General features: G+C 68.2%; 22 protein-coding genes. 9 read left to right on the top strand and 13 right to left on the bottom strand.

Annotation, left to right across the window (positions count from 1 at the left end; genetic code table 11):
• The first annotated feature begins 19 nt into the window (after window positions 1-19).
• Together ACSFA8_RS15755 and ACSFA8_RS15750 are read left to right on the top strand one after the other, a co-directional pair.
• Entirely contained in the window at window positions 20-367 is a 348-nt protein-coding gene (locus ACSFA8_RS15755) for a hypothetical protein (protein WP_435480435.1), read from the top strand.
• Window positions 354-587, top strand: coding sequence for a hypothetical protein (locus ACSFA8_RS15750; protein WP_435480434.1), 234 nt, complete (start codon window positions 354-356; stop codon window positions 585-587). The genes ACSFA8_RS15755 and ACSFA8_RS15750 overlap by 14 nt, the downstream gene beginning before the upstream one ends.
• A 72-nt stretch (window positions 588-659) precedes the next feature.
• On the opposite strand, the gene ACSFA8_RS15745 is transcribed toward ACSFA8_RS15750, so the two are convergent.
• The 5 genes from ACSFA8_RS15745 to ACSFA8_RS15725 all read right to left on the bottom strand — a co-directional run bounded on the left by ACSFA8_RS15745 (window position 660) and on the right by ACSFA8_RS15725 (window position 7,742).
• Window positions 660-1,958, bottom strand: a complete 1,299-nt coding sequence (locus ACSFA8_RS15745) for an MATE family efflux transporter (RefSeq protein WP_435480480.1) — start codon at window positions 1,956-1,958, stop codon at window positions 660-662.
• Between the two features lie 125 nt (window positions 1,959-2,083).
• Entirely contained in the window at window positions 2,084-2,647 is a 564-nt protein-coding gene (locus ACSFA8_RS15740; RefSeq protein ID WP_435480433.1) for a DUF2239 family protein, read from the bottom strand.
• Window positions 2,648-2,715: 68 nt separating this feature from the next.
• The gene (locus ACSFA8_RS15735; protein WP_435480432.1) at window positions 2,716-3,231 is read right to left on the bottom strand and encodes a hypothetical protein; all 516 of its coding nucleotides are present in this window, start codon (window positions 3,229-3,231) and stop codon (window positions 2,716-2,718) included.
• Between the two features lie 91 nt (window positions 3,232-3,322).
• The gene (locus tag ACSFA8_RS15730; RefSeq protein WP_435480431.1) at window positions 3,323-6,457 is read right to left on the bottom strand and encodes a caspase family protein; all 3,135 of its coding nucleotides are present in this window, start codon (window positions 6,455-6,457) and stop codon (window positions 3,323-3,325) included.
• 1 nt (window position 6,458) lies between these two features.
• Entirely contained in the window at window positions 6,459-7,742 is a 1,284-nt protein-coding gene (locus ACSFA8_RS15725; protein WP_435480430.1) for an OmpA family protein, read from the bottom strand.
• Between the two features lie 171 nt (window positions 7,743-7,913).
• Between ACSFA8_RS15725 and ACSFA8_RS15720 the strand changes: the two genes are divergently transcribed.
• The 4 genes from ACSFA8_RS15720 to ACSFA8_RS15705 all read left to right on the top strand — a co-directional run bounded on the left by ACSFA8_RS15720 (window position 7,914) and on the right by ACSFA8_RS15705 (window position 13,062).
• Window positions 7,914-10,292 carry a Tex family protein gene (locus tag ACSFA8_RS15720; protein WP_435480429.1) on the top strand — a complete coding sequence of 793 codons (2,379 nt, stop codon included), beginning with the start codon at window positions 7,914-7,916 and terminating at the stop codon, window positions 10,290-10,292.
• A gap of 62 nt (window positions 10,293-10,354) precedes the next feature.
• Window positions 10,355-11,425: a phospholipase gene (locus ACSFA8_RS15715; RefSeq protein WP_435480428.1), complete on the top strand. Its 1,071-nt coding sequence runs from the start codon at window positions 10,355-10,357 to the stop codon at window positions 11,423-11,425.
• 158 nt (window positions 11,426-11,583) lie between these two features.
• Window positions 11,584-12,330, top strand: coding sequence for an MHYT domain-containing protein (locus tag ACSFA8_RS15710; RefSeq protein WP_435480427.1), 747 nt, complete (start codon window positions 11,584-11,586; stop codon window positions 12,328-12,330).
• Window positions 12,331-12,477: 147 nt separating this feature from the next.
• Complete coding sequence (locus ACSFA8_RS15705) at window positions 12,478-13,062, top strand: hemerythrin domain-containing protein (RefSeq protein ID WP_435480426.1); 585 nt, start codon at window positions 12,478-12,480, stop codon at window positions 13,060-13,062.
• 4 nt (window positions 13,063-13,066) lie between these two features.
• Here the strand turns inward: ACSFA8_RS15705 and ACSFA8_RS15700 are convergent, their stop codons facing one another.
• Entirely contained in the window at window positions 13,067-14,203 is a 1,137-nt protein-coding gene (locus ACSFA8_RS15700; protein WP_435480425.1) for an iron-containing alcohol dehydrogenase, read from the bottom strand.
• Between the two features lie 67 nt (window positions 14,204-14,270).
• Here ACSFA8_RS15700 and ACSFA8_RS15695 point away from each other — a divergent pair, with 67 nt between their 5' ends.
• Both ACSFA8_RS15695 and ACSFA8_RS15690 read left to right on the top strand, forming a co-directional pair.
• Complete coding sequence (locus ACSFA8_RS15695) at window positions 14,271-15,146, top strand: 2-keto-4-pentenoate hydratase (protein ID WP_435480424.1); 876 nt, start codon at window positions 14,271-14,273, stop codon at window positions 15,144-15,146.
• A 29-nt stretch (window positions 15,147-15,175) separates the two neighbouring features.
• Complete coding sequence (locus ACSFA8_RS15690) at window positions 15,176-16,090, top strand: alpha/beta hydrolase (protein WP_435480479.1); 915 nt, start codon at window positions 15,176-15,178, stop codon at window positions 16,088-16,090.
• A gap of 18 nt (window positions 16,091-16,108) precedes the next feature.
• Here ACSFA8_RS15690 and ACSFA8_RS15685 read toward each other — a convergent pair whose 3' ends face one another.
• From ACSFA8_RS15685 to mdlC, 6 genes are all read right to left on the bottom strand, one after another.
• On the bottom strand, window positions 16,109-17,110 hold the full coding sequence (locus ACSFA8_RS15685) for a Bug family tripartite tricarboxylate transporter substrate binding protein (RefSeq protein WP_435480423.1): 1,002 nt from the start codon (window positions 17,108-17,110) through the stop codon (window positions 16,109-16,111).
• Between the two features lie 29 nt (window positions 17,111-17,139).
• Window positions 17,140-18,288: an alpha-hydroxy acid oxidase gene (locus ACSFA8_RS15680; protein ID WP_435480422.1), complete on the bottom strand. Its 1,149-nt coding sequence runs from the start codon at window positions 18,286-18,288 to the stop codon at window positions 17,140-17,142.
• A 39-nt stretch (window positions 18,289-18,327) separates the two neighbouring features.
• On the bottom strand, window positions 18,328-19,302 hold the full coding sequence (locus tag ACSFA8_RS15675; RefSeq protein WP_435480421.1) for a Bug family tripartite tricarboxylate transporter substrate binding protein: 975 nt from the start codon (window positions 19,300-19,302) through the stop codon (window positions 18,328-18,330).
• 66 nt (window positions 19,303-19,368) lie between these two features.
• A complete protein-coding gene (locus ACSFA8_RS15670; protein WP_435480420.1) occupies window positions 19,369-20,316 on the bottom strand; it encodes a ketopantoate reductase family protein in 948 nt (315 codons plus the stop codon).
• 10 nt (window positions 20,317-20,326) lie between these two features.
• On the bottom strand, window positions 20,327-21,787 hold the full coding sequence (locus tag ACSFA8_RS15665; RefSeq protein ID WP_435480419.1) for an aldehyde dehydrogenase: 1,461 nt from the start codon (window positions 21,785-21,787) through the stop codon (window positions 20,327-20,329).
• 45 nt (window positions 21,788-21,832) lie between these two features.
• A complete protein-coding gene (gene mdlC / locus ACSFA8_RS15660) occupies window positions 21,833-23,449 on the bottom strand; it encodes a benzoylformate decarboxylase (protein ID WP_435480418.1) in 1,617 nt (538 codons plus the stop codon).
• Between the two features lie 113 nt (window positions 23,450-23,562).
• Here mdlC and ACSFA8_RS15655 point away from each other — a divergent pair, with 113 nt between their 5' ends.
• A complete protein-coding gene (locus ACSFA8_RS15655; RefSeq protein ID WP_435480417.1) occupies window positions 23,563-24,477 on the top strand; it encodes a LysR family transcriptional regulator in 915 nt (304 codons plus the stop codon).
• Window positions 24,478-24,514: 37 nt separating this feature from the next.
• On the opposite strand, the gene ACSFA8_RS15650 is transcribed toward ACSFA8_RS15655, so the two are convergent.
• The gene (locus ACSFA8_RS15650; protein WP_435480416.1) at window positions 24,515-25,624 is read right to left on the bottom strand and encodes an SMP-30/gluconolactonase/LRE family protein; all 1,110 of its coding nucleotides are present in this window, start codon (window positions 25,622-25,624) and stop codon (window positions 24,515-24,517) included.
• Between the last annotated feature and the right edge of the window lie 16 nt (window positions 25,625-25,640).

Genomic DNA, 25,640 nt, shown 5'->3' with positions numbered 1-25,640 from the left:
TCGGCCCCAACTCCCCCGCATGAACGCATCCCACACCACCGCCGCGCACATGACGAACCTGGTCACGCTCGCCGACCTGCTCGAGCGACTGGAGCACAGCGCCGTACCGGTCGCCGCCGAGCAGTACCGCGCGGTGGTGACGCATCTGGTGCACGAGTTCAACGACGTCACGCCGGACCCGGCGTTGGGCGTGCTGCTCGACACCCACCCGGCTGCGGCCGAGGTGTACGAAAACCTGAATTACCAGCACGCGGGCCTCTGCCGCAGCGGGCTGGACGTGGCGCTTGGCGCTGAATTGAAAGCCAGGGAAGCCATTGCCCGCGCAATGCGTCCCCTGAACCCGGGAGCCACCAATGGCCAAAGCTGAAACGAAGACGGCCGTGGTCGAAGGCGGCCTGCGCTACAAATCCAAGCCTTCGGGCTCGCCCTATGCCGAGGTTTCGTCCTTCGGCGGCAGCACCATGTCGTGCTACATGTGCGGCAAGCACCGTGCGCGCGCATCGCTGCAGATGAAGCGCCTGCTTGGCAAGTCGCAGGCGGTGTGCTCCCCCTCGTGCAAGGCGCTGGACGAAGCCATCAAGGGCTGATCCGTCCGCCGACCCCGCGAGAAAAGCCGCTGTCAGCGGCTTTTTTCATGGGGCTCACTCGCTTTGCCGTCGTTACACCAATTTCTGGATCGCCTTCTTGCGCCACACCAGCCGGTAGTAGGCGGTCTGTAGTGCCAGCATCGCCACGAACGCGGCCGGGTAGGCCACCCAGATGCCGTTCAGGCCGATGCGGTGGCTGGCGAACCAGGCCACCGGCACCTCGACGAAGGCGATGCAGAAGATCGCGATGGCCGTCGGCACCAGCACCGAGCCGCTCGCCCGCATGATCCCCGAGAGCACCGAGGCCATGCCGAACACGACGGTGCCCCACAGCATGATGTGCAGCAGCGTCTGCGCCACTTCGATCACCGGCTCGCTGGTGATGAAGAAAGCCATCAGGTGGCGTGAGAACAGGTAGCCGAGCAGTACCAGCCCGCCGGTCAGCACCAGGTTCATCATCAAGCCGGTGCGCGCGATGGCACCGAGTTTGTCGGCACGGCCCGCACCGATCGCCTGCGCGCCGACGATCGACGCGGTGATCGCGATCGAAATCGCCGGAAACTGCACATACGCCACCACCTGGTTGACCGCGCCGTAGGCCGCCGTGGCGTTCGAGCCGTAGCTGTTCACCAGCGAGAGCAGCGCCACTTCCGCCAGCGAGATCACGATCATCTGCACGCCGGTCGGCACGCCGACCTTGAGCACTGTCTTGAGGATCTTCGGATCGATGCGCAGGTGCCGCGCAAACTCGGCATCGGGCGCAAGCGGGCTCTTTCTGGCGCGCAGCCGAAAGCCCAGCCAAGTGGTCGCGACCACGAACGAAACGACCGTCGCTGCCGCGCCGCTCGCCACACCGAGCCGGGGCAAACCGCCCCAGCCCTGGATCAGCGCCGGCGTCAGCAGCAGCCCGATGCAGGTGGAGATGAGCAGCGTGAAAAGCGGCGTGACCGTGTCGCCCACGCCGCGCAGCATGGCCGTCGACAGCAGGAACACGAACAACCCCGGCATCGCGATCAGCATGATGCGGGCGTAGAGCGTCGCGTCGGCCAGGATGTCGGGCGGGGTGCCGAGCGCGGCAAGCAAGGGGGTGGTGAAGGCGCCGCCGAACACTGCCACCAGCAGGCCGAAGGCGATGCCGACCGAGAGCGTGGTGCCGGCCACGACCTTGACCTTGGCGGTATCGCGTGCGCCCCAGGCCTGGCCGATCAGCACCGACGCGCCGGCGCCAAGGCCGATCGTGAAGGCGATGAAGAAGAACATCACCGGAAAGAAGCTCGACACCGCCGCCAGCGCGCCGATGCCGATCATCTGGCCGACGTAGACGTTGTTCAGCGTGCCCGAAAGCGACTGCAGGATGTTGCTGACCAGCATCGGCGCCAGGAACACCAGAAAGGTCTTCCAGAGCGGACGACCGGGCACGTCGCCACGGCTGCGTGGCTGCTCGGCGATTTTTCCGGCAACGCGTAGGTCGGCGGGCTCGAGTTCGTCGCGGCGCTTCATGCGGTTTCGCCCCAGGCGGCGGCCGAGAGCTTGTTCAGATGCGTTCGCACGTCGTCCGGCCAGTCGGCAACGAGCGCGTCGAAGCGTTCGTGTTGCCCGGCGAACAGGGCCCGCGAGGCTTCCTCGAAACCCGGCAGGTGGCCCGCGATGGCGCTCATGAAGCGGTAGGTGGCTTCGCGCGAGGCACGCACCGTGTCGCGGTCGGCGTGGACGCGGCGTGCATCTTCGACCAGCTTACGCAGCGCGACCGAGGCGCCGCCGGGTTGGCGATTCAGCCAGTCCCAATGGCGCGGGAGCAGGGTGACCTCGCGCGGCACCACGCCCAGCTTGGGCCGGCCGACCGCACGGGCAGAGGGCTCGGCGCTGTCGGCTGCCACAGCAGGCGCGTCGTCTCGCAGATCGAGATCGAGCGGTTCACCGGTGGTGTCATCGAAGACGAACACCGGCATCGTGTCGGCGCGGTGCCGCAGTTGGGTGATCACCTCGGCGCGCGTTCCGGCGGCAATGCGGTGGAAATCTGCGAAGGCGGTGAGGGTGGGGGAAGGGGGTTCGATCAACATCCGCCGAATTTTACCCGGGCAAAACGTGATTTTCAATCTACCCGGGTAAAACTAAATGCAGCCTTGATTCAGTTGGTGCGCCCGAGCAACACGCGCCACCAACGCCGCACACCAGCCTTGAGCGCCCGCACCGCGCGCCAGGGCGCACTTTGGCGAACGGCGGTCAGTACGCTGTCCTTCCAGTTTTTCCAGCGCGGATACCAGCGCGCGAACAGCGGAATCTGCATCAGCGCAGGCAGCGTGAGCTGAAACAGCCGCGCCACCACCGCGGTGCCTGCGAGCTTGGCGCCGATCAACAGCACCAAGCCGCTGGTGTAGTGGCCGCGGCCAAACAGGTAGAGCGCCAGCAGCTTGACCGGAAACAGCGCGACCACCGGCGCAACGAACACCAGCAGCGCGCCCCAGGGCGGCAGCCCGGCCACCTTGCGCTCGAGCCGGGCCCACAGCGGCAACCGCGCGAGCTGCCCCACCAAGGCAGCCAAGGGTGCCCAGCCCCATTCCTCGAACAGCAGCACCGGCACCAGCAGGGCAGTGAGCACGGCGCGCAGCAAGCTGCGAAGCGGCGAGCGGGGCGAGGGTTCCATGGAGGCAGCTTAGCTGCGCCGCAGCCTACGGATTCGGCCCGAGGTGCACGTTGATATCGAGGGGGTGCGCAAAAGCCTCGAAGGCAAGCCGCTAGCCTGCGCGAGGCCGCACCGCCGCCACCGGAAAGTCCGGCACGCCCTGCGGCACGATGGTCACTGGAGACTGCTTGCCGCGGGTCATCTCCTTCACTCGCTCGGACACGTAGAGGTCGAGCATCTTGTGGGTGACGCGGCCGGAGCCGGCGAAGTCGGCCTTGCCGTTCATGCCTTCGACCACTGCGAGCGTGAAGGCGCCGTTGCCCCAGCGCGTGGACTCCTGCGCGAACTGCCGGCCGGTGGAGGCGGCGAACACGATGACGCCGTTCTCGGCGCTCGAGAGCTCATTGACCATCGCCGTCAGATCGCGCGGCATCGCGCGCCGGGCCGTGCCGAAGACATTGCCCGCGTGACAGGTGTCGATGAAGAACAGCACCTTGCCCGGCAGCGCCGTGACGGTGTTGCGGATCTCGGTGAAGATGACGCCGGTGCGCTTGAGCCGATCCGCATCGGCGTCCTGCGGCAGGTAGTAGTAGACGCCGTCGTCGTCGTTCACGCCGTGCCCGGCCAGGAACACCACCGCCACGTCTCGCGCCGTGGCCTGTCGGCGGATCCACTCCAGGCCTTCCAGCACATCGTCGCGTTTCGCCTTGCCGTCGGTAAGCAGGCGCACTTCCACCTTGCGGTACAGCTGGGCTTCCTGCTGCTGGAACACGCGGCTGAAATCGGTTGCGTCCTTCGCCGCGTAGTCGAGCTGATAGTCGGGGCTGGCGTACTTGCTGACGCCGATGGCCAGCACGTAGAGCGCCGGCCGCAGGTCGCCGTCGCCGGACGGTGCGACACGCGGGGGCGGCGGTGCAGCAGGAGAAGGTGCAACGGGAGTTGCAGCGGGAGGCGCCACCGCCACCGCCGCCGGCGGCGCGGCACTGGCAACCGGCTCGGCCGGTGCGCGCGCACCGCTCCAGCGCAGGCGCACGGTCGCGGGGGTCGAGAACCCGTTGCGGTTCTCGGCGAACAGCATGAGCTCGGCGTCTTCGGGCGGCAGCACGATGCGCTGTTCGTAGCGTCGCAGCAGTGCATCGCCATCGACGGCCTTGTCGAGCCAGCCCGCAGCACTCGCTTCCGGCAGTTTGAAGATCTGGCCATTGCGCCGCGCAGCGAGCTCCAGCACCGGCGCGCCGGGCACGGTGCGCACCTCCACGCGCAGCATGACTTCGCGGCTGTTGAACACGCCGCCGTCGCCCGGCGCCAGCACCGTCACTACAGGTGGCACCTCGGCCACCGGCGTCTGCGCGACCGCCACGGGTTGCTTGCGGCCAGCCTCCTGGTTGGCAGCGGCGACCGCGGTCTGCGCATCGCTGGTGCTGATCACCCGTGCGATCACGTCGGGCCGAAAGTAGCTCGCCCGGAAGCGCGAGCCCGGAAAGAAATCGGCGGCACGCGACGGGCCGTTGTCTACCTGCCAGCCGAACAGATCCTCACCGCCCGGGCTGGCGGCATAGAAGCCGCGCGGCGTCCATGCGACCCAGCGCTTGCCGTCGGCGTGCGGCAGCAGCGCCAGCTGCTCGCTGCCGTCGCTGGTGCGATACCAGCGCACAGTCCCGTCCGCGAAGCCCGCGACCACCCAGCGCCCGTCGGCGCTGAGGTTGACCTGCCAGGTGCTGCCGGGCGCAGGGGTGCGCCACTGCAGCGTGCCGTCGGCCCGGTAGTAGCGCAGGAAGAAGCTTGTGCCCAGGGCAAAGGCGCTGCCGTCGCCCGCCACTGTGGCACTCAGCGAGAGCTCGTTGTCGGCCAGCGGCAGCGGCTTGCGGTTCACCATGGGCTGCTGGCTTTCGAACCACTGCTCGAGAGTAACGCCGCGCGCGCTGGCCTGTGGCGAACTCCATTGCGGATCGGTTTCGGACCATTCGGCATTGCGCAGGTCGAAGGCGCGCGTACCCGCAGTGCCGACCGGGAACGCGAGGGCACCGCCGTCGCGGGCGATGCGAAAGCCCGAGCGCGGGCCGCGTAGATCGGTCAGGCCGCTCGCCACCGTGCCCGCCTGCGGCGTGGCGCCGGCAGGAGCAGTTGCCGTCTGGAACGCGACAGGCTCGCCGGCGCCGCCCAGCAGGCCCCAGGACGCGTCCGTCGCCGCGAATGCGATGCGTCCGTTCGGCAGCGGCGCGAGGCCGGCCACCGAATCCCGCGCAATCAGTGTGTCGGCCGGCGCGCCGAACGCACCCGCGCCGGCCACCGGCCAGCGTCGCAGCAAATGCCGGCCATCGCCACGCTTCCAGGTGCCGGCCGCGTAAAGCGTGCGGCCGTCGGCCGACCAAGCCACCGTGCTCAGCGCGCCGCCGGCGTTTCCCTCGGCGCTGCCGGCGGCAGAAGGAGGCGGCAGCGGGGCCAGGGTCGATGACGCCAGCAGCCGCACGGCCGGCGCGTCGCCGAAGCCAAGCGCAAGGCTCTGGCCGTCTGGCGAAAACGCGATCCCGAAAGGTTGCATGCCGCCTTCGACCCGCACCGCCTTGACCAGGGCCAGGCGTCGCTCGGCACCACCCGAGACGGCATAGCTGCGCACCTGGCCGTCGAAGCTGGTGGTGGCGAACTGGCGGCCATCGGCGGAAAACGCGCTGCCATAGGATTCAGCGCCGTAGCCGGCGTCGCTGGCCGTTTCGCGGCTGGTGCGCCAACCGTCCGTGCTCGAATACAGGCGCACGCCATTGCGGCCCCACAGGCTGATGGCCAGTGCGCGCCCGTCCGGTGCGAAGACAAGGCGGGTCACCACGTCCGGCAGCCCGGTGATGCGCTGCACCAGCGCGCCCGAGCCGCGATCGAACACATACACATCGTTGGTGGCCGACCAGCCGCCCACCGCGACCACGCGCGCATCCGGCGCGATGGCTGCGGCAAAGAGCTTGCCGTCGTTGCCCGCCGCCGACGTCGGTCTCAGGGTTCGCAGCAGGCGCCCGGTTTCGCTCTCCCAGACGCGGGCTGTCTTGTCTTCGCCCGCGGTCACCACGTAGCGCCCGGCGGCGTCGGAAGCGATGGCCCGGATGGCGCCCGAATGGGCGCCGGTCTCGATGCGCAATTGGGGCGGTGCCCCGGCGCTGCTGCCCGTCTGCGCCAGGCCGACGGCTACCGTGCCGGCCAGCCATGCGCCGGCCAGCCAATGGCGGAACCGGGATGACTTCGAGGCAATGTGAGTCACGTCATGTCGCTGTGCACGGTTGCGGCTTGAACTCGGTGCGGCGATCCAGCAGATCCGAGCCATCGTCCTTGCCGGTGCCCACCAACGGTTGCCGCGAGCCATAGCCCTGTGCGTAGAAGCGCGTCGCAAGATCCCTGCGCTCGCGCACCAGGCGCTGCTTGACGTACTCGGCGCGCTGCAGGGAAAGGCGCTGGTTCAGTTCCGCCGAACCCGTGCGGCTGGTGTGGCCCGCAATTTCGTAGCAGCTCGGGGTGGACCGTGTCGTCTGGCGGGCCACTTCGCGCAGCCAGCTGTCATAGGGCACACGGTCGCGCGCAAAGCTGGCCGCACCGGCCTCGAAGTTGAAATTCACCGCAAACCGGTTGTTGACGACGCCGTACTCGACCAGCCGCGAGAACGAGCGCATGGCCGGCTCGCGCCGGGCCAGCCGGTAGTTGCTGAGATACAGGCCGGTGTGCACGCGCGGCTGGTCGCCGGCCGGGTTGCGCAACAGCGCGGTGAACAGCGCGAGCGACTCGCGGTACTGCCTGCTGTTGTAGGCCGAGATGGCGCCGTCGATGGCCGTCGCGGCGCTGATCTTGTCGTAGTAGGCCGCATTGATCGGGTCGCCTGCCTTGGTGCCCTGGCAGGTCTTGACATAGCCTTCGACGATCTTGTCGGCCACCCAGACCGGCGCATCCTTGAAGTAGGGCAGCGGCGTGGCATCCACCCCCGCCGTCTGCGAGCGTGCGAAGCCCTTGCTGACGATCTTGCCGCTCTTGAGATCCGCCAGCGCAAAGCAGATGCGGTAGGCATCCTTCTCGCCGTCGCTCTTGCCCAGCAGGTTGATCGGCGTGAAGGTGCCGATGAAGATCAGCGGCGCGGCAGCCACGTTGGCCGCATTGAAGGCCTTCATCTCGTAGCGGGGATAGTCGCTCGCGACGATGGCCGCCACGCGTTTCTCCATCGCCGCGGTGCCCACGGTCTGCATGCCGGTGGTGCCGTCGACCAGTGGATCGACCACGACGGTGTAGGTCTGGCCCGGTGCTAGCTGCGCGTTTCCGAAGACCTCGCGGGCCGCCTGCGCGACCGCCTGCTCATAAGCCACCGCGACCGGGGGCGGCGGGGCGGCTGGCGTCGCAGGCGGCGGCGCGACCGTGACCACAGCGGCCACTGGCGGCGGGGGTGCCACCGGCGGCGGAGGCTTTTTGGCCGCGCACCCCGCCAGCGCGAGCAGCGCCACGAATGCGCCGGTGCCAACCCATGCAGCCACACGCTCGCCACGAAGGCCGATCATCCTGCTCATTGCGCGCTCCTTCACAAGGTCGGACGAACACTTTAGCGCTCGGAAGCGGTTGCCGGTGAACTCATTCATACCCCGAACAGGGAGCGGCCGCCGAGCAGGATGGCTATGGCAAACTTCCACGCTTTACCCGCGCTGCGCTTGGCGGCGCGCGCCCAGGGACACGCCTCAGACATGCAGAAAATCATTCGCCAGCTCGCGGCCGAGATCAAGGTCGGCGAGCACCAGGTGAAGGCCGCCATCGACCTGCTCGACGGCGGCGCCACGGTTCCGTTCATTGCCCGCTATCGCAAGGAGGCCACCGACGGCCTCGACGACATCCAGCTCCGTGAGCTCGAGGCGCGCCTGTCGTACCTGCGCGAGCTCGAAGACCGGCGCGCCGCGGTTCTGAAGAGCATCGATGAGCAGGGCAAGCTCACGCCCGAACTGCGCGCCGCGATCGAGTTCGCGCCGACCAAGCAGGAGCTGGAAGACCTGTACCTGCCGTTCAAGCAGAAGCGCCGCACCAAGGGCCAGATCGCGCGCGAGTTCGGCATCGAGCCGCTGGCCGACAAGCTGCTGGCCGACCCGACGCTCGACCCGGCTGCCGAGGCCCAGGCCTTCCTGAAGCCGGCCACCACTCTGGACGACGGCAAGCCAGGCCCCGATTTCTCGACAGTGCCGGCCGTGCTCGACGGCGTGCGCGACATCCTCTCGGAGCGCTGGGCCGAAGACGCTGCACTGGTGCAAAGCCTGCGCCAGTGGCTCTGGAACGAAGGCCTGCTCAAGTCCACCCTGATGGCCGGCAAGGACGAGAACAACGCCGACGTGTCCAAGTTCCGCGACTACTTCGACTACGACGAGCCGATCGGCCGCGTGCCGTCGCACCGGGCGCTGGCAGTGTTCCGCGGGCGCACGCTCGAGATCCTCGACGCCAAGCTGGTGCTGCCGGTCGAGCCCGAGCCGGGCAAGCCGTCGATCGCCGAAGGCAAGATCGCGCTGCACCTGGGCTGGAGCCACGCGGCACGGCCGGCCGACGACCTGATCCGCAAGGCAGTGGCCTGGACCTGGCGCGTGAAGCTGTCGCTCTCGACCGAGCGCGACCTGTTCACGCGGCTGCGCGAAGACGCCGAGAAGGTGGCGATCAAGGTGTTCGCCGACAACCTGCGCGACCTGTTGCTGGCTGCGCCAGCCGGCCCGCGCGTCGTGCTCGGGCTCGATCCGGGCATTCGCACCGGCGTCAAGGTGGCGGTGGTGGACGGCACCGGCAAGCTGGTCGAGACTTCCACCGTCTTTCCGCACGAGCCGCGCAAGGACTGGGAGGGTTCGCTGCACACGCTGGGCAAGCTGTGCGCCAAACACGGCGTGAACCTGATCGCGATCGGCAACGGCACCGCAAGCCGCGAAACCGACAAGCTGGCCGGCGACCTGATCAAGCTGCTCGGCAAGATGGCCGCGCAGGCCGGCGCGCCCGAGATGAAGATCGACAAGGTGGTGGTGAGTGAGGCCGGCGCTTCGGTGTACTCGGCCAGCGAGTTCGCCTCGCAGGAAATGCCCGACGTGGACGTGAGCCTGCGCGGCGCCGCGAGCATCGCGCGCCGCCTGCAGGATCCGCTGGCAGAACTGGTGAAGATCGACCCGAAGAGCATCGGCGTCGGGCAGTACCAGCACGACGTCAACCAGAGCGAACTGGCCCGCACGTTGCACGCGGTGGTCGAGGATTGCGTGAACTCGGTCGGCGTCGACCTCAACACGGCCAGCGTGCCGCTGCTGAGCCGGGTTTCCGGCCTGTCGGGCAGCGTGGCGAAAGCCGTGGTGCGCTGGCGCGAGGCCAACGGCGCCTTCGCCACGCGCAAGCAGTTGCTCGACGTCACCGGCTTCGGCCCCAAGGCCTTCGAGCAGAGTGCCGGCTTCCTGCGCATCCGCGGCGGCGCCGATCCGCTCGACGTCACCGGTGTGCACCCCGAAACCTATCCGCTCGTCGAGCAGATCATCGTCAAGACCGGCAAGCCGATCTCCGAGCTGATGGGCCGCGCCGACATGCTGAAGACACTCAAGCCGGAGCTGTTCGCCAACGAGAAGTTCGGCGTCGTCACGGTCAAGGACATCCTCGGCGAACTCGAAAAGCCCGGCCGCGATCCGCGTCCCGACTTCAAGGTGGCGCGCTTCAACGACGGCGTCGAAGACATCAAGGATCTGGTCGAAGGCATGGTGCTCGAAGGCACGGTGAGCAACGTCGCCCAGTTCGGCGCCTTCATCGACATCGGCGTGCACCAGGATGGTCTGGTGCATGTGAGCCAGCTCGCCAACAAGTTCGTCGAAGACGCGCGCGAGATCGTCAAGACCGGCGACATCGTGCGCGTCAAGGTGATGGAGGTCGACGTGGCGCGCAAGCGCATCGGCCTGTCGATGAAGCTCGACGCCACGCCGGCCCGCCGCGACGGCCCGCGCGACAATCGCTTCGAAGGCGCGGGCCGCGGCCAGCAGCAGCACGGTTCGCGCCGCGACAATGCGCCGCCGCCCGCGGGGCAGATGGCGAGTGCGTTCGCGAAGCTGCAAAGGCTGCGCAAGTAGCGCTACGGCCGGCCCGGATCGGTGAACGCGACACTGCGGCCGTTTCTTGCTAGAAGATTCGCATGAAAGCGCTCCGCATCTACGCCGGCCCACTGGCCCGCGAGCACATCGCCCGGCACGGCCTGCTGCCGCAACACGTGCGCACCATTCCCGGTGCGGCAGGTGGGCCCAAGGGCCTGATCCTCGGGCCGATCGACCGCTTCCTGTTCGGTGAGTGGCTGCCGCAATCGACGCAGCCTGTCCACCTGGTGGGCGCATCCATTGGTGCGTGGCGGCTGGCCAATGCCTGCCTGAACGATGCGAAGACCGCGTTCGAGCAGTTCGAACATGGCTACATCCGCCAGCACTTCGAGGTGCCGGCGGGCCAGAAGCGCATGACGGCCAGGCAGGTGAGCCTGCAGTTTGGCGAAGGGCTGCGCAGCTTCTACGGCGGCCGCGCCGCCGAGGTGCTGAGCCACCCGCGCTTTCGCCTGCATGTGATCGCCTCGCGCGGGCGCCACATCCTCGGACGCGAGGGCAGGGTGCGCACGCCGGTGGGCTACCTCGGCGCGTTCGCCACCAACAGCGTGCACCGCCGCAGCCTCGGCGCCTGGCTGGAGCGCGTGGTGTTTTCCAGCCCCGGCGCAGCGCTGCCGTTCGGCACCAACGACTTCCGCACGCGGCAGGTTGCCTTGCAGGAAGCCAACTTTGAGCCGGCGCTGCAGGCGTCGTGCTCGATCCCGTTCATGCTCGAAGCCGTGCACGACATCCCGGGTGCGCCGCCCGGTGCCTATTGGGATGGCGGCATCACCGACTACCACCTGCACCTGGACTACGACAACGCCGACGGCATCGTGCTCTACCCGCACTTCCAGAAGGCCGTGGTGCCCGGCTGGCTCGACAAGGGCCTGAAATGGCGGCACCGCTCCACCGGTTTCCTGAACCGTATGGTGGTGCTCGCGCCCGACCCCGAATGGATCCGCACCTTGCCCAACGGAAAGCTGCCGGATCGCAACGACTTCATCCGCTTCGCAAACGACACCGGCGCGCGAATCAGCGCCTGGGCGCGTGCCACGCGCGAGGCCCAGCGGCTCGCCGACGAACTCGCGCAGCGCCTGCAAGGCAACGACATCGGGGAAGTTCTTCCGCTGTAAAGCGCGGGGCGCCCGCAAAAGCGAGGAATACGTCACACATTGGCGCCGGTATGAGTTCCAACGGCTTAATTGCCTTTCATTTACAAGTGTTACAGACTGGCTTTGCCTAGCTTCTGCCACCCTCGAAAGGAACGCCTGTGGACTCGCTCATCGGTCAAGTGTTGACACCCCAATATTCCATCGGGACGTCGGTTCTCTCGTACGTGATCTCGTTCTTCGGGTCGCTGGTGGCGCTGCTGTGCGCGCACCGGCTGGTGCGCAGCGACGGATCGCTCGACAAGGGCATGCTGGCGTGCGCCGCCGTGTCCCTGGGCGGCATCGGCATCTGGTCGATGCACTTCATCGGCATGGTCGCGTACCGCTTGCCCATCTCGATCGCGTACGACATCCCGCTGACCGCCTTGTCGCTGGTGGCGGCGATCGTCATTTCCGGCATCGCGCTGTACCTGGCGTCGGGCCATGGCGTCGGGCGGCACAAGGGCTGGCTGTTCGGCAGCCTGCTGGCCGGGGTGGGCGTGTGCGTGATGCACTACATGGGCATGTTCGCCATGAACATGCGGGCGACCATGACGCTCGACCCGATGATCGTCGCGGGCTCGGCGGTCATCGCCGTCGGCGCGGCTGGCGCTGCGTTGTGGCTGGCTTTCAACCTCACGAAGGTGATCGACCAGGTGGTCGCCGCCGCCGTCATGGGCGTGGCTGTGTGCTCGATGCACTACGTCGGGATGATGGCGGCCGACATGGTCTGCACCGCGCAGGCCCCGGTCAACCCCTTCGTCATCGGCGGCTCGAACATCGCGCTGGGCGTGTTCGGGATGTCGGGCGCGGTGCTGCTCCTGATTTTCTGGGTGATCACGGGCCGCGCGTCCGATGCGCCGATTCGTGCAGTGCGCCGGGCCGCCTAAAGCGGCAACCACGGTCGAATACTCGCCATCGACAGTGTCTTGGAACACGCCGGCTTTTGTATCCGGCCACAAGCTCATTTGTTGATCTACCGCAGTACCGGGCGGCGGCGGATCTGCGAGGCTGTGCTCTACACCCGGAGACCCGCCATGACCCATCGCGCTACAACCATCATCCGAGAGGAGCATGCCGCCCTGGCGGCGATGCTGCGTTCCATCCTGCTGCTGCTGGCCCAGCATCGCCGGCAAGGCACGCTGCCCGACTTCGCTGCGCTGCGGGCCATGCTGTTCTATGTCGACGAATTTCCCGAGAAACGCCATCACCGCAAGGAGTCGGAACTGCTGTTTCCGAAGCTGCGCGCGCGCACGCCGCTCTCGCGCGAGTTGCTCGACCGCCTGGACGATGACCACGCACGCGGCGAGCGCAAGATCCGCAACGTCGAACACGCCTTGCTGGGCTTCGAGATGCTCGGGGAGCCGCGCCGCGCGGAGTTCGAAGAAGCGATGGAGCGCTACACCGATTTCTACCTCGCCCACATGGCGCTGGAAGAGCGCGAGATCCTGCCGCTGGCCGAGCGCGTGCTGACGGATGCGGACTGGTCGGAGGTCGACGCCGCGTTCCTTGCCAACCGGGATCCGATGACCGGCTGCGAACCTGAAACCGACTATCGCGCGCTCTTCACGCGCATCGTGAACATGGTGCCGGCGCCGATCGGCCTCGGGGTGGCCGCCTGATCGGCTACATCGACGCTTCCAGCATTTGCCGGTAGTCGTCGCGCGTCGCGAGGCGCGGATTGGTCTTGTGGCAGTGGTCGGCCATCGCGCCGTCGATCACCTTCTCGAACAGGTCGCTGGTCACGCCGACCTCGGCCAGCCCGCCGGGCAAGCCGAGCCGCGCGTTCATGTCGCGGATGGCGTCGCCCAGATCGCCCGCCGAGTCGAGGTGCATCGCCTGTGCCATGCGCTGCAGGCGCTGTTCTTTCTGCACCGACTCGGCGCCCGAGTTGAAGTGGATCACCGCAGGCAGGAAGAGGGCGTTCAGCGTGCCGTGGTGCAGGCGCGGGTCGACGCCGCCGAGGCTGTGGCTCAGCGAGTGCACGCAGCCCAGACCCTTCTGGAACGCCATCGCGCCTTGCATCGAGGCGCTCATGAGGTTCATGCGCGCCTCGCGGTCGCTGCCGTCCTTGGTGGCGCGCTCGATGTGCAGCCAGGCGCGCTCGAGGCCGTCGAGGCCGATGCCGTCGGCCGGCGGGTTGAAGGCGGCCGACATGAAGGTTTCCATGCAGTGCGCAATCGCGTCCATGCCGGTGGCGGCGGTCAGCCGGGGCGGCAGGCCGAGCGTGAGTTCGGGGTCGCAGATGGCGGCCTTGGGCATCAGGAACCAGCTGTGGAAGCCCAGCTTGCGGTGGTCGTCCACGATGATGATGGCGCCACGCGCCACCTCGCTGCCGGTGCCGCTGGTGGTTGGCACGGCGATCAGCGGGGCCACGCGCTCGGTGATCTTCGGGGAGCCGCCTTCGATGGTGGCGTAGGTGGTGAGCGGGCCTTCGTGCGTGGCCGCGATCGCCACGCCCTTGGCACAGTCGATGGCCGAGCCGCCCCCGACCGCGATCAGCCCGTCGCAGCGCTGGCTGCGGTACAACTCGACCGCCGCGCGCACTGCGGCTTCGGTCGGGTTCGAGGGCGTCTGGTCGAACACCGCCACCTCGAGATCGCCCAGCGCATCGAGCGCTTTTTGCAGGACGCCCGCTGCACGCACGCCGGCGTCGGTCACGATCATCGGCCGGTTGATGCCGATGCGGGCGCATTCGGACGACAGCAGCTTGATGGCGCCGAATTCGAACTGGATCTGGGTGAGGTACTGGATGAGGGCCATGGGGAATGCGGGGGAGGAGCCGAACGGTACGATGCGGGCCGTCCAATCTAACAAAGAGGAGGCTGGCGTGAACCCGAAACATACCCTTGCCGCTGTCGCGCTCGGAACACTTCTTGCCGCCGGCGCCCGGGCCGAGTGCCTGAGCGATGCCGCGGTGGGCGAGCTGGCGGCGTCCATGGCTGCAAAGACGCCGGCCGCCAACCCGCCCGAAGATTTCAGCGAGGCCGACGCGACCTGCACGCGCGCCAAGCTCAACAAGCTGCTGGCAGCGCGCTACGGCGCCGTGATCGGCTACAAGGCCGGGCTCACGAACCCTGCCGTGCAGAAGCGCTTCAACTACGACAAGCCGGTCTGGGGCGTGCTCTACCAGGGCATGCTGCTCGACACCGGCGCGGTGGTCGATGCCGGCTTCGGCGCGCGGCCGCTGTTCGAGGCAGACCTGCTGGTGCGCGTGAAAAGCGAAGCGATCAACCGCGCCAGGACATCGGCCGAGGTGCTGGCCGCGATCGACCAGATCATTCCCTTCATCGAGCTGCCGGATCTCGTCGTGCAGGCGCCGCCCAAGCTCAACGGCCCGGGCGTGGCAGCCATCAACGTCGGCGCGCGGCTCGGCGTGAAGGGGCTGCCGATCCTGGTGCCGCAGGCCGATTTCGCGCAGGCCTTTCTGCTCGATGCGCTGCGCGACATGACGGTGCGCCTGACCGACGGCAAGAGCGGCGCCGAGATTTCGCGCGGCAAAGGCTCCGACATCCTCGACCATCCGCTCAACGCCGTGGTGTGGCTGGCCGACGCGCTGGGCAAGGAGGGCCTGGCGATGAAGCCGGGCGACCTGATCAGCCTGGGCTCGTTCTCGCCGCTCACGCCGCCCAGGCCCGGCCTCAGCGTGCAGGCCACCTACGACGGCCTGCCGGGCGCGCAACCGGTGGCGGTGAATTTCAGGTGAGCGGCCGCATTCCGCCGCTGACGCCGAAGATGGCGGGCGTGGTCGAGCGCATGGCGCGCGCCGGCCATCCGCCGCTCGACGCACTCACGCCCGACCAGGCCAAGGCGGCATACGAGAAGGGCGCGGGCGTGCTCGAGGTTCCGAAGCCCGCGCTGGATCGGGTCGACGATTTCAGCATCGCGGCGCGCGACGGCCACGCGATTCCGGCCCGGCTCTATGCGCCTTCACGCGCCGTGCTCCCCGTGCTGGTGTACTTCCATGGTGGCGGCTTCACGGTGGGCAGCATCCGCACGCACGACACGCTGTGCCGCGTGTTGAGCCGCGACAGCGGCTGTGCCGTGGTCTCGGTCGACTACCGGCTTGCGCCGGCACACAAGTTTCCGACCGCGTCGGACGATGCGTGGGATGCGGTGCAGTTCATCGCGAAGCAGGGCGCAAAGCTCGGCGTCGACAGCCGCCGGCTTGCGCTGGGCGGCGACAGTGCCGGCGGAACGCTCGCCGCGGCGGGGGCGATCATGGCGCGCGATACCGGGTTGCCGGTCGCGCTGCAACTGCTGCTCTACCCGGGCCTGGCAGCGCACCAGGACACCCGCTCGCACCGCCTCTTTGCCAACGGCCCGCTGCTGACCGAAGCGCTGATCAGCTACTTCTTCGCCGGCTATGTGCGCAGCCGGGCCGACCGCGAAGACTGGCGCTTCGCGCCGCTCCATGCAGACGATGTGGAGGGCGTCGCGCCGGCCTGGATCGGCCTGGCCGAATGCGATCCGCTGGTCGACGAAGGCATTGCCTATGCCGACAAGCTGCGCGCGGCCGGTGTGCCGGTCGACATCGAGATCTACCGCGGCGTGATCCACGAGTTCGTCAAGATGGGCCGCGCCATTCCCGAGGCGCTGACCGCGCAGGCCCACGCGGCGCGAGCGCTGCGCGAGGCGCTCGCGCCTTAGCTGTCGAGCTTGATCAGATCAATCGCCACGGATTCCACGCGCCTTGATCAGGCTGCCGAAGCGCACGCCATCTTCTGCAGCGCGTGCACCGAACTCGGCCGGGCTCATCGGGGCTGGGGCACCGCCCATCGCGCTGATGCGGTCCTTGAAGGCAGGTGACGCCAGGATCTTGTTGATCTCGCGATTGAGCCGGCTGACGATCTCGGGGGAGGTGCCTGCCGGAGCATAGACCCCGAACAGCGTGTCGGCGTCGAATCCCTTGAGACCCACTTCATCGAGCGTGGGAACGTCGGGGAAGAGCGGCGAGCGCTTGAGGCTGCCCACGGCCAGCAGCTTGAGCTTCCCGGCGCGAACCTGGCTCAGGCCGATGCCCGGGTCGAACATGAAGTCGATCTGGCCGCCCAGCAGATCCTGCATGGCGGGCGCGGCGCCACGGTAGGGAACATGGACGGCGTAGAGACCAGCCATGTCCTTGAAAAGCTCCCCCGCCAAATGCGGCGAGCTGCCGTTGCCCGGCGACCCATAGGACAGCTTGCCGGGGTTGGCCTTCAGATAGGCCATGAACTCCTTCACGGTTCTGGCCGGCAGGTCGCTGCGTGTCTCCAGGAACACCAGCACACGAGCGGCGGCTGCCACGGGAATCAGATCCTTGGCCGGGTCGAACGGCATCTTGGCGTAGATGTGGGGATTGACCGAGACCATGCCGCCGGAACTCATCAGCAGCGTGTAGCCGTCGGCCGGTGCCTTGGCCGCGATGTCGCCGCCCAGGTTGCCGCCCGCGCCGCCGCGGTTGTCGACCAGCACGGGTTGGCCCAGCGCCTCCTGCAAGGGCAGCGAGATGGCTCGCGCGATCTGGTCGGCCGCGCCGCCCGCGGGGAAGTTGACGATCAGGCGTACCGGCTTGGTGGGCCAGGTGTCAGCGATGGCCGCGGTGTGCACCCCTGCGCCCAAGGCGGCGGCAAGCAGTGCAACAACGGCCACGGCCAGTGTGCGGCGAGGTTGGGAAAGGGCCTTGTACATGGAAGTCTCCTTGTCGGGGGAATGCGGTTTCAGGTGTGTGACGGGATCGCTGCCATCATGTGATGGTGGCCCACATCGCCAATGGACGCTGCGCCAAGAAGCACCATGCTGCGTTCGATCTCTTGCCGCAGCAGAGCCAGCACCGCCGCAACGCCTTGTTCGCCGCCACTGGCCAGGCCATAAACCGGAGGGCGTCCCAGGAGCACAGCCTTGGCCCCCAAGGCCAGCGCCTTGACCACGTCGCTGCCGCGGCGAAAACCGCCGTCCACGAGCACGGGCATGCGTGCGCCCACGGCATCCAGGACGGCGGGCAACGCAGTGATGCTGGAAGGCGCCGCATCGAACTGGCGGCCGCCGTGGTTCGAGACGATCAAACCGTCCACCCCCTGCGCCAGGGCACGCCGCGCGTCGGCCGGATGCAGCACACCCTTGAGCAGCAGCGGACCGTCCCACAGCCGGCGCAGCCAATGCAGGCTGTCCCAGTCCAGACGGCGATCCATCTCGCGCGCCAGCAGCGCGGCCTGCGCCTCCGTCGAACCCGGGGCGCCGTCGGCCGACATGTTGACGAAGCTCGGCGCGCCGCCGCACGCCAGGCGCCACAGCCAGCCGGGGTGGCGCAGGATGTCGAGCACCAGGCCCGGCGTGGGCCGGAACGGCAATTTGAAATGGTTGCGTGCGTCGCGCTCTCGCGCGCCACTGACGGGGACATCGACCGTGAGCACCAGTGCGCCAAAGCCTGCGGCCTTGGCGCGGCGCACGATCTGCGCGGCGATGCTGCGTTCGGACATCACATAGAGCTGCATCCACTGCAGCGCCGGTGCCGGGCCGTCGTGCAGTGCTTCGAGCCGCGCGTTGGACGCGGTGGAAAGGATGTGCGGTACCCCCGCGCCCGCGGCGGCCCGGGCCATCATGCGGTCGCCGCCGGGGCGCACCAGGCCGCACAGGCCGATCGGAGCGAGCGCGAACGGCGCCTGCCAGCGCTGGCCGAAGAGCTCGATCGTTGTGTCGACGCTGCTGGTGTCGCGCAGGCAGGTGGGCAGCAGCTGGAGCCGCGCCAGGTCTTCGCTGTTGCGGCGCAGGCAGTGTTCATCCTCGGCGCCACCGGCCAGGTACTCGTAGACGAAGCGCGGCAGCCGGCGCCGCGCCAGGCGGTGGTAGTCGTGGGTGTTCAGCAGCATGGGGGTGGTCGTGCCGGTCAGGGTGCCCGCAGGCGCGCATCAGTCGAGCTTGATGCCGACGCTCTGGATGAGCTGGCCCCACTTGCTGCGCTCGCTGCGCCAGTAGGCCAGCATCTGTGCCGGGGTGCCGGGCAGGGGCTCCAGCGCCAGCGCGTCGAAGCGGGCAAGCACCGCCGGTGACTTCAGCGCCGTTTGCAGCGCCTGCGACCAGGTGTTGACGGTCTCGGACGCGGTGCCGGTGGGCGCGACCAGGCCCTGCCAGGCATAGGCTTCGAAGTCGCTGACGCCCTGCTCGGCCAGGGTCGGAATCTGCGGGTAGCCCTTGAGCCGCTGGGCATTGGCCACGCCGATCACGCGCACCTTGCCCGCTGCCATGTGCTGCACGACGCTGGCGCTGTCGATCAGCATGAACGGCACTTGCCCGCCGATCACGTCCAGGATGGCCGGTGCGCCGCCGCGGTAGGGCACGTGCGACATCTTCAGGCCCAGGCGCTGGGCCAGCAGTTCGGTGGCAAGGTGGTGCGGCGTACCCAGGCCAGGGCTGGCGTAGTTGAGTTGGGTGGGGTTGGCCTTGGCCCAGGCCAGAAAATCCTTGAAATTCTGCACTGGCAACTGGTTGTTGACCGCCAGGAACAGCGGAAAACGCGCCAGCAGACCGACTGGTACGAAGTCTTTCTCCGCGTTGTAGGCGAGCTTGCTGAACAGATGCGGATTCGCCGCCAGGGTGGCGAAGTCGGCGGTAAAGACGATGTTGCCCAAGTCGCGCGAATGCGCCGCGTATTCGGCGGCGATGTTGGTGCCAGCGCCTGGCTTGTTGGTGACGATGATGCCGCGGCCGAGCGATTTGCCCATGGCCTCGGCCACGGAGCGGGCGACCGCGTCGGAACCACCGCCGGCGGCGAAGCCGACCACCCATTCGATGGGTTTGTCCGAGCCCTGGGCCAGGGCGGCCCCGCCGCCCAGCGCCAGTTGCACGCCCAGCGCCAAGCCGGCTTTCAGTAGGTTTCTGCGCATTTCTTTGTCTCCTTGGGGGTTGCTGATGCGAATCTGCTGTCGGGAAAAAGCGGGCACGGAAGCGGCTCAGCCGCCCGGGCGCGGCGGCGCGCGCTCGCACAGGCTCACGAGCTGGTACAGGGTGCGCGTCACCGGCACGGCGATGCCCAGGCGCTCGGCCACCTGCAGCACGGCGCCGTGGATGGCGCCAACCTCGGTGGCGCGGCCGGCCAGCAGATCCTGCAGCATCGAGGGCTGGTGGCCCTGATGGTGGATCAGGGCATCCTGCACCGCGGCGCGCACGCGTTCGGCGCTGGCAGCCACGCCATGGGCCTGGGCCACCGCCAGCACCTCGTCGAGCACGCTGTCCAGCAAGCCCTGGCCCATTGGGTTGGCCAGGCCGTCCACGGTCTGGCGCGTGACGCCGCAAACGCCGTTGAAGGCGGCGTTGAAGGCCAGCTTTTCCCAGATGGCTTCCCGCACCTGCGGGTCGAGCCGGCTGTTCAGACCGGCCAGATTGAGGTCGGCGGCGAGTTGCGCGAACACGGCGCTGGGCTGGCCGTCGGAGGGCATGAAGCGGATGCCGCCCTGGCCCAGCGAACTGACCTCGCCGTGCCCCAGCAGGCGTGCCGGCCAGGTGGTGACGCCCACGGCGATGCGGTTGGTGGCAGCAAAATCCTGCAGCACCTCGGCGTGCCCGATGCCGTTCTGCAGGCTCAGGAAATGCGTGCCGGGATCGACCAGGTGGGCGATGCTCTGCAGTGCCGCGCGGGTGTGGGCTGATTTGGTGAACACCAGCCACAGCGCGGGGCCGGCCTCGAGCTGATCGGCGCGCAGTGCCTCGACCGGCGCGCGCAGCAGGCCGTCGTCGGTGGTGCAGCGTGCGCCCTCGCGGCGCAGCGTGGCGAGCAGCGTGTCGTTCACGTCGACCAGGGTCACCGCAAAACCGGCGCTGGCCAGGCGCGCGCCGAACAGCGTGCCCATGGCGCCGGCGCCAAGGATCCCGATCCGGCGTGGGTTGGTGGAAGCGGGCACCGGGCAGGTCTCAGAACGGGTAATGGCGAGGCGTGGTCTGCACCGTGATCCAGCGCAGATCGGTGAAGGCCTCGATGCCGGCCCTGCCGCCGAAACTGCCGATGCCGCTGGCCTTGACGCCGCCGAACGGCATCTGCGGCTCGTCGTGCACGGTGGGGCCGTTGACGTGGCAGATGCCCGACTGGATGCGGCCCGCCACTTGCAGCGCACGCGCCACGTCGCGACCGAACACTGCGCTGGACAAGCCATATGCGTTGTCGTTGGCGCAGGCCACGGCTTCGTCCACGCCATTGACGCGCACGATGCCTTTCACGGGGCCGAAGGATTCCTCGCTGTAGATCTTCATCTCCGGCGTGACGTGGTCGAGCAGCGTGGCGGGCATCAACGTGTTGTCGGCCTTGCCGCCGCACAGCAGCTTCGCGCCCTTGGCCAGCGCGTCGTCGATCAGCGCGTTGCAGCGCTGCACGGTGGTCATGTCGACCACCGAGCCGAGCACGACAGGGCCTTTGGAGCTGTCTCGCGGATCGCCCAGCGGCAGCCCGGAGGCCTTGGCTGCAAGCTTGGCGACAAAGGCATCGGCGATCCGGGCGTCAACGATGATGCGCTCGGTGGACATGCAGATCTGGCCCGAGTTGGCGAAGGCGCCGAAGGCCGCGCCGTTCACTGCGGCGTCGAGGTCGGCGTCGTCCAGTACCAGCAGCGGGGCCTTGCCGCCGAGTTCCAGCACTACCGGCTTGAGGTATTTGGCGCAGGTGCCAGCGATGATGCGGCCCACGTGGGTGGAGCCGGTGAAGTTGACGCGGCGCACCGCCGGGTGGGCGATCATGGCCTCGACCACGGCCGCAGCGTCGGCCGGGGCGTTGGTGATGAAGTTGACCACGCCCGGAGGCAGACCGGCTTCCTGAAGCGCCTCGATGATCAGGCCGTGGGTGGCGGGGCAGAGTTCCGAGGCTTTCAGCACCACGGTGTTGCCGCAGGCCAGCGGTACGGCGATGGCGCGCGTGGCCAGAATCACCGGCGCGTTCCACGGCGCCATGCCCAGCACCACGCCAGCGGCCTGGCGGACGCCCATGGACAGGCTGCCTGGCACGTCGGAGGGAATCACCTCGCCATTGATCTGGGTGGTCAGCGCAGCGGCTTCCTGCAGGATGCCCGCGGCCAGGTGCACGTTGAAGCCGGCCCAGAGGCCGGAGGCGCCGGTTTCGGCGGCCATGGCGGCGATGAAGGCCGGGGCCTTGGCTTCGAGCGCGTGTGCGGCCTTGGCCAGCAACGCACGGCGTTCACCGGGGCCCTTGGCCGACCAGGCTGGGAATGCCTTGGCAGCGGCCTCCACGGCGGCCACCGCGTCCTGCACGGTGGCAGCTGGCGCAACGGTGGCCACACTGCCGTCCAACGGGTTGCGGCGCTCGAAGGTAGCGCCGTTGCGAGCGGCGGTGGCTTCGCCGTTGATCATTAGCCGGATGGCGGTCATCTTTGTTTGTCTCGGTTGTCAGTTGAAAGAAAACTGGGGCAGCCGTCAGGCCACCTCCACCTCGACCAGCGTGGGACGCGTCGCGGCAAGGGCTGCGCGCAGGACGTCGGCGAGCTGGCCGGCGTCGCGCACCGCCACCGCCTCGCAGCCCTGACCACGCGCCAGCGCGACGAAATCCATGCCGGGCAGGTCGGTGCCCTGCAGGACCTCGCCGGGCTGGAAGCCGAACACCGGCGCGAAGTCTTGCAAGGCGGCGTAGCGGCCGTTCTTCAAAATCACAAAGGTGATCGGCAGGTTCAGCTGAGCCGCGCTCCAGAGCGCCTGGATGGAGTACATGCTGGAGCCGTCGCCGATCACGGCGATCACCTTTCGCCCGCTGTTCGCCTGTGCCTCGGCCAGTGCCACGCCCACCGCGGCAGGCATGCTGTGGCCCAGCCCGCCACTGCACATGGTGTAGAAGCCGCCGCTTTCGAGCATCGGCAGGTACGCATGCATCACCGAGCGCGCCGTGGGTGCCTCCTCGACCACGATGCTGTCGCGCGCGCGCAGGCCGGCCAGCGTCTGGAGCACATAGGCGACCGACATCAATTCGCCGCTCTCGGGCGCGGTGGCCAGGGGCCGGGCGGCGCGCGGGGCGGGCAGGGCGCGTAGCGCGGGGGCGGGTCGGGCCAGCAGATCCAGCACGCCCAGGCGGATGTTGCCCACGGCGGAGGTGCCCATCGGGGTCCAGGCGGCGATGGTCGGATCGTCGATCAGCTGGCCCAGCGTGGCGCCGGCGGGCACGTGCGGCCCATGGCCTTCCACGTGGTAGATAAAGGCGGGCGCGCCGACCGCGAAGATGTAGTCGTGCCCGCCGAGCAACTCCACGATCTTCTCGCGCATGGCCGGCAGGAAGCCGGCGAACAGGCGGTGGTCTTCGGGGAAGCCGCAGCGCCCCGACATCGGCGCCACCCATACGCTGGCGTTGTGCCGTTCGGCCAGGGCCACCACCGCATCCCAGGCCTGGCAGCGATCCACCGCCGTGCCCACCACGAAGGCCGGGCGGCGGCTCGCGTCCAGCGCGTCGCCGATCTGGCCAAGCACCACGGGCTCGGGCCGGAACTCGGTGCTCACCACACGCGGCAGCACCGGCTCGGTGAGGCAGTCCCAGTCATCGGCGGGAATCGACACCAGCACCGGACCGCGCGGCTCCTGCATGGCGATGTAGTAGGCGCGTGCGAGAGCCAGCGGCACGTCTTCGGCGCGGGCCGGCTCCACGCTCCATTTGACGTAGGGCTTGGGCAGTTCCGTCGCCTGGCCCGAGAACAGGAAGGGGTCGAACGGCAGGATGGAACGTGACTGCTGGCCGGCGGTGACCACCATCGGCGTCTGGTTCTTGTGTGCGGTGAAGATGTTGCCCATCGCATGGCCCACGCCGGCGGCCGAGTGCAGGTTCACGAAGCTGGCGTTGTGCGTGGCCTGCGCGTAGCCATCGGCCATGCCCACCACCACCGATTCCTGCAGGCCCAGCACGTAGCGGAAATCGGCAGGGAAGTCACGGAACAGGGCGAGTTCGGTGGAGCCGGGGTTGCCGAACATGGTGGTCATGCCGAAGGCGCGCAGCAGGTCGAGTACCGCAGCGCGCACGGTGATCTGGCCGCTGGTGGTGAGGTTGAGGCTCATAGGTGTCTCCTGTGGCGCCCCGATTTGTCGGTGCACCGTTTCAATGCGGTCGCATCTTCAGCGCTCTCAGGCCATAAATCAATTAGATGAGATGACTATGTAATATGCGCACAATGCATATCAAAGACATTGACCTGAACTTGCTGCGTCTGTTCGATGCGGTCTACCGCTGCAACAGCGTGAGCCGGGCCGCCGAACAATTGGAGCTGACCCAGCCCGCGGCGAGCCAGGGGCTGACGCGCCTGCGCGCACTGCTGCACGATCCGCTGTTCGTGCGCGCCAGCGGCGGCGTGGCACCCACGCCCATGGCGCAGCGGCTGGCCGACGCGGTGCGCAATGCGCTGGCCACGCTGGAGCAGGCGCTCAACGAGTTGGCGGAATTTGATCCCCTGGCGTCCCAGCGGACTTTCCGCATCCACATGAGCGACATCGGCGAGGCGCGCTTCCTGCCTGAACTGATGTCGGCGCTGCGCACTCTGGCCCCAGGTGTACACATCCAGACCAGCCCCGTGCCCGCCGATGACATTGCCGACGCGCTGGATCGCGGCCGCATCGACTTCGCGTTCGGCTTTCTGCCCACCGTCAAGGACACGCAGCGCCAGCATTTGCTGACCGACCGCTACATCGTGCTGCTGCGCGAAAAGCACCCGTTCGCGCTGGAGTTCAACCGCCGCAAGCGCCCGCCCGCCGCACTGCTCGAGTCCCTGCATCAGTTGGAATTCGTGGCGGTGCGCAGCCATTCCGACACGCTGCGTATCCTGCAAATGCTGAAGCTGGAGAGCCGGCTGCGCCTGACGACGGAGCATTTCATGGTGCTGCCCGCCATCGTGCGGGCCACCGACCTCGCGGTGGTGATGCCGTACAACATTGCCATGGGGTTTGCAGAGCAGGGCGGCTACGCCATCATCCAGCCGCCATTCCCGCTGCGGGATTTCAGCGTGGCGCTGCATTCAAGCCGGCGCTTCGAGTCAGACCCGGGCAACCGCTGGCTGCGTCAGACCCTGGTGAGAATTTTTGCGCAAGGTTGACCGGCCTGCTCAATCGCCGATCGAACGACCGTCATGTCTAGCGCTTCAACCAGCCCAGCCCCTTGGCATGCAGGCTCTGCACGTAGAGCCGCTCGCGCGTTTCCGTGACGGCAGTGGTCTCGGGGTAGGCGCCGGTCGCGTCCTGCAGATCGGCCACGACGCGGCCGTCTTCGTTGAACGCGATCACATGGCCATACGCCTTGGGTACGGGCCACAGCGCGCGCGGCAGGCGCAAGGTCATGCTGCGCAGGAAGGGCTTGTCGGCCATCCCGTCGATGGTCGGGTTGCGCGGTTTCACCAGGCCGGCCCAGATTTTTCCGTCCAGGCCGCGCATCAGGTTGTCGGGGTAGCCGGGCAGGTTGTCGAGCAGCACAACGGCTTGAGGACTGGTGCCGGCGCCGAGGTCGAGGTCGCGGGCTTGGAGGTTGATCTTCCAGATGCGGTACTTGCCGGTTTCGGCAACGAACACGCTCTTTTCGTCGGCGCTCAGCGCCACGCCGTTGGCGAACGCCAGGCCGCGGGCCACGATGCGCGTGGCCTTGGTGGCCGGGTCGTATTCGAGAACGCGGCCGGTGGCGGCCTGTTCGACGATGTCGAGCACGCTCGCCTCGAAAGTGCCACCCCAGTCGGCCGGCGCAAAACGCGTCGACGCGTCGCTGAAATACATCTTGCCGCCCGCGTTGCGCGCCACCACGACGCCGTCGGCATAGCGGATCGGCTGGCCATTCACCTTGTCGGCCAGCACCGTGACCTGCCTTGCCGGGCTCACCGAGAGCAAGCCCTTGACGGCGTCGGCGGCAACCAGGTTGCCCGCAGCGTCGAAGTCGAAACCCAGCACGCGGCCGCCGGTGTTGACGAACACCTCCTGCGCGCTGCCGTCGGTGTTCATACGCAGGATGTTGCCGCTGGCCACCGTGGTGTAGAGCTTGCCGTCGGGGCCGATCACGATGTGCTCCGGGCCTTCCTCGCGGCCCAGATCGATCATGTTGAGATGCGCCAGCCGGTCGTTGACGGCATGCACGCCCACATAGCCCGGCGCAGCAGGCGCAACCCAAGCGACAGGCTTCACGGGCACCGGCCACAGCGCGAGATAGGCAATGGCAGCCAGCAACAGCAGGCCGAGCGCGGCCATGGTCTTCTTCAGCATGTGGGTAGTCTCCTTG

It is taken from the genome of Variovorax nitratireducens (genome assembly GCF_051216545.1).
Classification (GTDB): domain Bacteria; phylum Pseudomonadota; class Gammaproteobacteria; order Burkholderiales; family Burkholderiaceae_C; genus Variovorax.
This window is presented reverse-complemented; position numbering and strand designations above follow the sequence as displayed.

Excerpts from the sequence above, each read along its gene's own strand:
- ACSFA8_RS15705 (WP_435480426.1), top strand. The coding sequence starts at position 12,478 with ATGACCCATCGCGCTACAACCATCATCCGAGAGGAGCATGCCGCCCTG.
- ACSFA8_RS15655 (WP_435480417.1), top strand. The coding sequence starts at position 23,563 with ATGCATATCAAAGACATTGACCTGAACTTGCTGCGTCTGTTCGATGCG.
- ACSFA8_RS15650 (WP_435480416.1), bottom strand. The coding sequence starts at position 25,624 with ATGCTGAAGAAGACCATGGCCGCGCTCGGCCTGCTGTTGCTGGCTGCC.
- ACSFA8_RS15750 (WP_435480434.1), top strand. The coding sequence starts at position 354 with ATGGCCAAAGCTGAAACGAAGACGGCCGTGGTCGAAGGCGGCCTGCGC.
- ACSFA8_RS15685 (WP_435480423.1), bottom strand. The coding sequence starts at position 17,110 with ATGTACAAGGCCCTTTCCCAACCTCGCCGCACACTGGCCGTGGCCGTT.
- ACSFA8_RS15700 (WP_435480425.1), bottom strand. The coding sequence starts at position 14,203 with ATGGCCCTCATCCAGTACCTCACCCAGATCCAGTTCGAATTCGGCGCC.
- ACSFA8_RS15680 (WP_435480422.1), bottom strand. The coding sequence starts at position 18,288 with ATGCTGCTGAACACCCACGACTACCACCGCCTGGCGCGGCGCCGGCTG.
- ACSFA8_RS15665 (WP_435480419.1), bottom strand. The coding sequence starts at position 21,787 with ATGACCGCCATCCGGCTAATGATCAACGGCGAAGCCACCGCCGCTCGC.
- ACSFA8_RS15675 (WP_435480421.1), bottom strand. The coding sequence starts at position 19,302 with ATGCGCAGAAACCTACTGAAAGCCGGCTTGGCGCTGGGCGTGCAACTG.
- ACSFA8_RS15755 (WP_435480435.1), top strand. The coding sequence starts at position 20 with ATGAACGCATCCCACACCACCGCCGCGCACATGACGAACCTGGTCACG.
- ACSFA8_RS15690 (WP_435480479.1), top strand. The coding sequence starts at position 15,176 with ATGGCGGGCGTGGTCGAGCGCATGGCGCGCGCCGGCCATCCGCCGCTC.
- ACSFA8_RS15725 (WP_435480430.1), bottom strand. The coding sequence starts at position 7,742 with ATGAGCAGGATGATCGGCCTTCGTGGCGAGCGTGTGGCTGCATGGGTT.
- ACSFA8_RS15740 (WP_435480433.1), bottom strand. The coding sequence starts at position 2,647 with ATGTTGATCGAACCCCCTTCCCCCACCCTCACCGCCTTCGCAGATTTC.
- ACSFA8_RS15720 (WP_435480429.1), top strand. The coding sequence starts at position 7,914 with ATGCAGAAAATCATTCGCCAGCTCGCGGCCGAGATCAAGGTCGGCGAG.
- ACSFA8_RS15745 (WP_435480480.1), bottom strand. The coding sequence starts at position 1,958 with ATGCTGGTCAGCAACATCCTGCAGTCGCTTTCGGGCACGCTGAACAAC.
- mdlC (WP_435480418.1), bottom strand. The coding sequence starts at position 23,449 with ATGAGCCTCAACCTCACCACCAGCGGCCAGATCACCGTGCGCGCTGCG.
- ACSFA8_RS15715 (WP_435480428.1), top strand. The coding sequence starts at position 10,355 with ATGAAAGCGCTCCGCATCTACGCCGGCCCACTGGCCCGCGAGCACATC.
- ACSFA8_RS15735 (WP_435480432.1), bottom strand. The coding sequence starts at position 3,231 with ATGGAACCCTCGCCCCGCTCGCCGCTTCGCAGCTTGCTGCGCGCCGTG.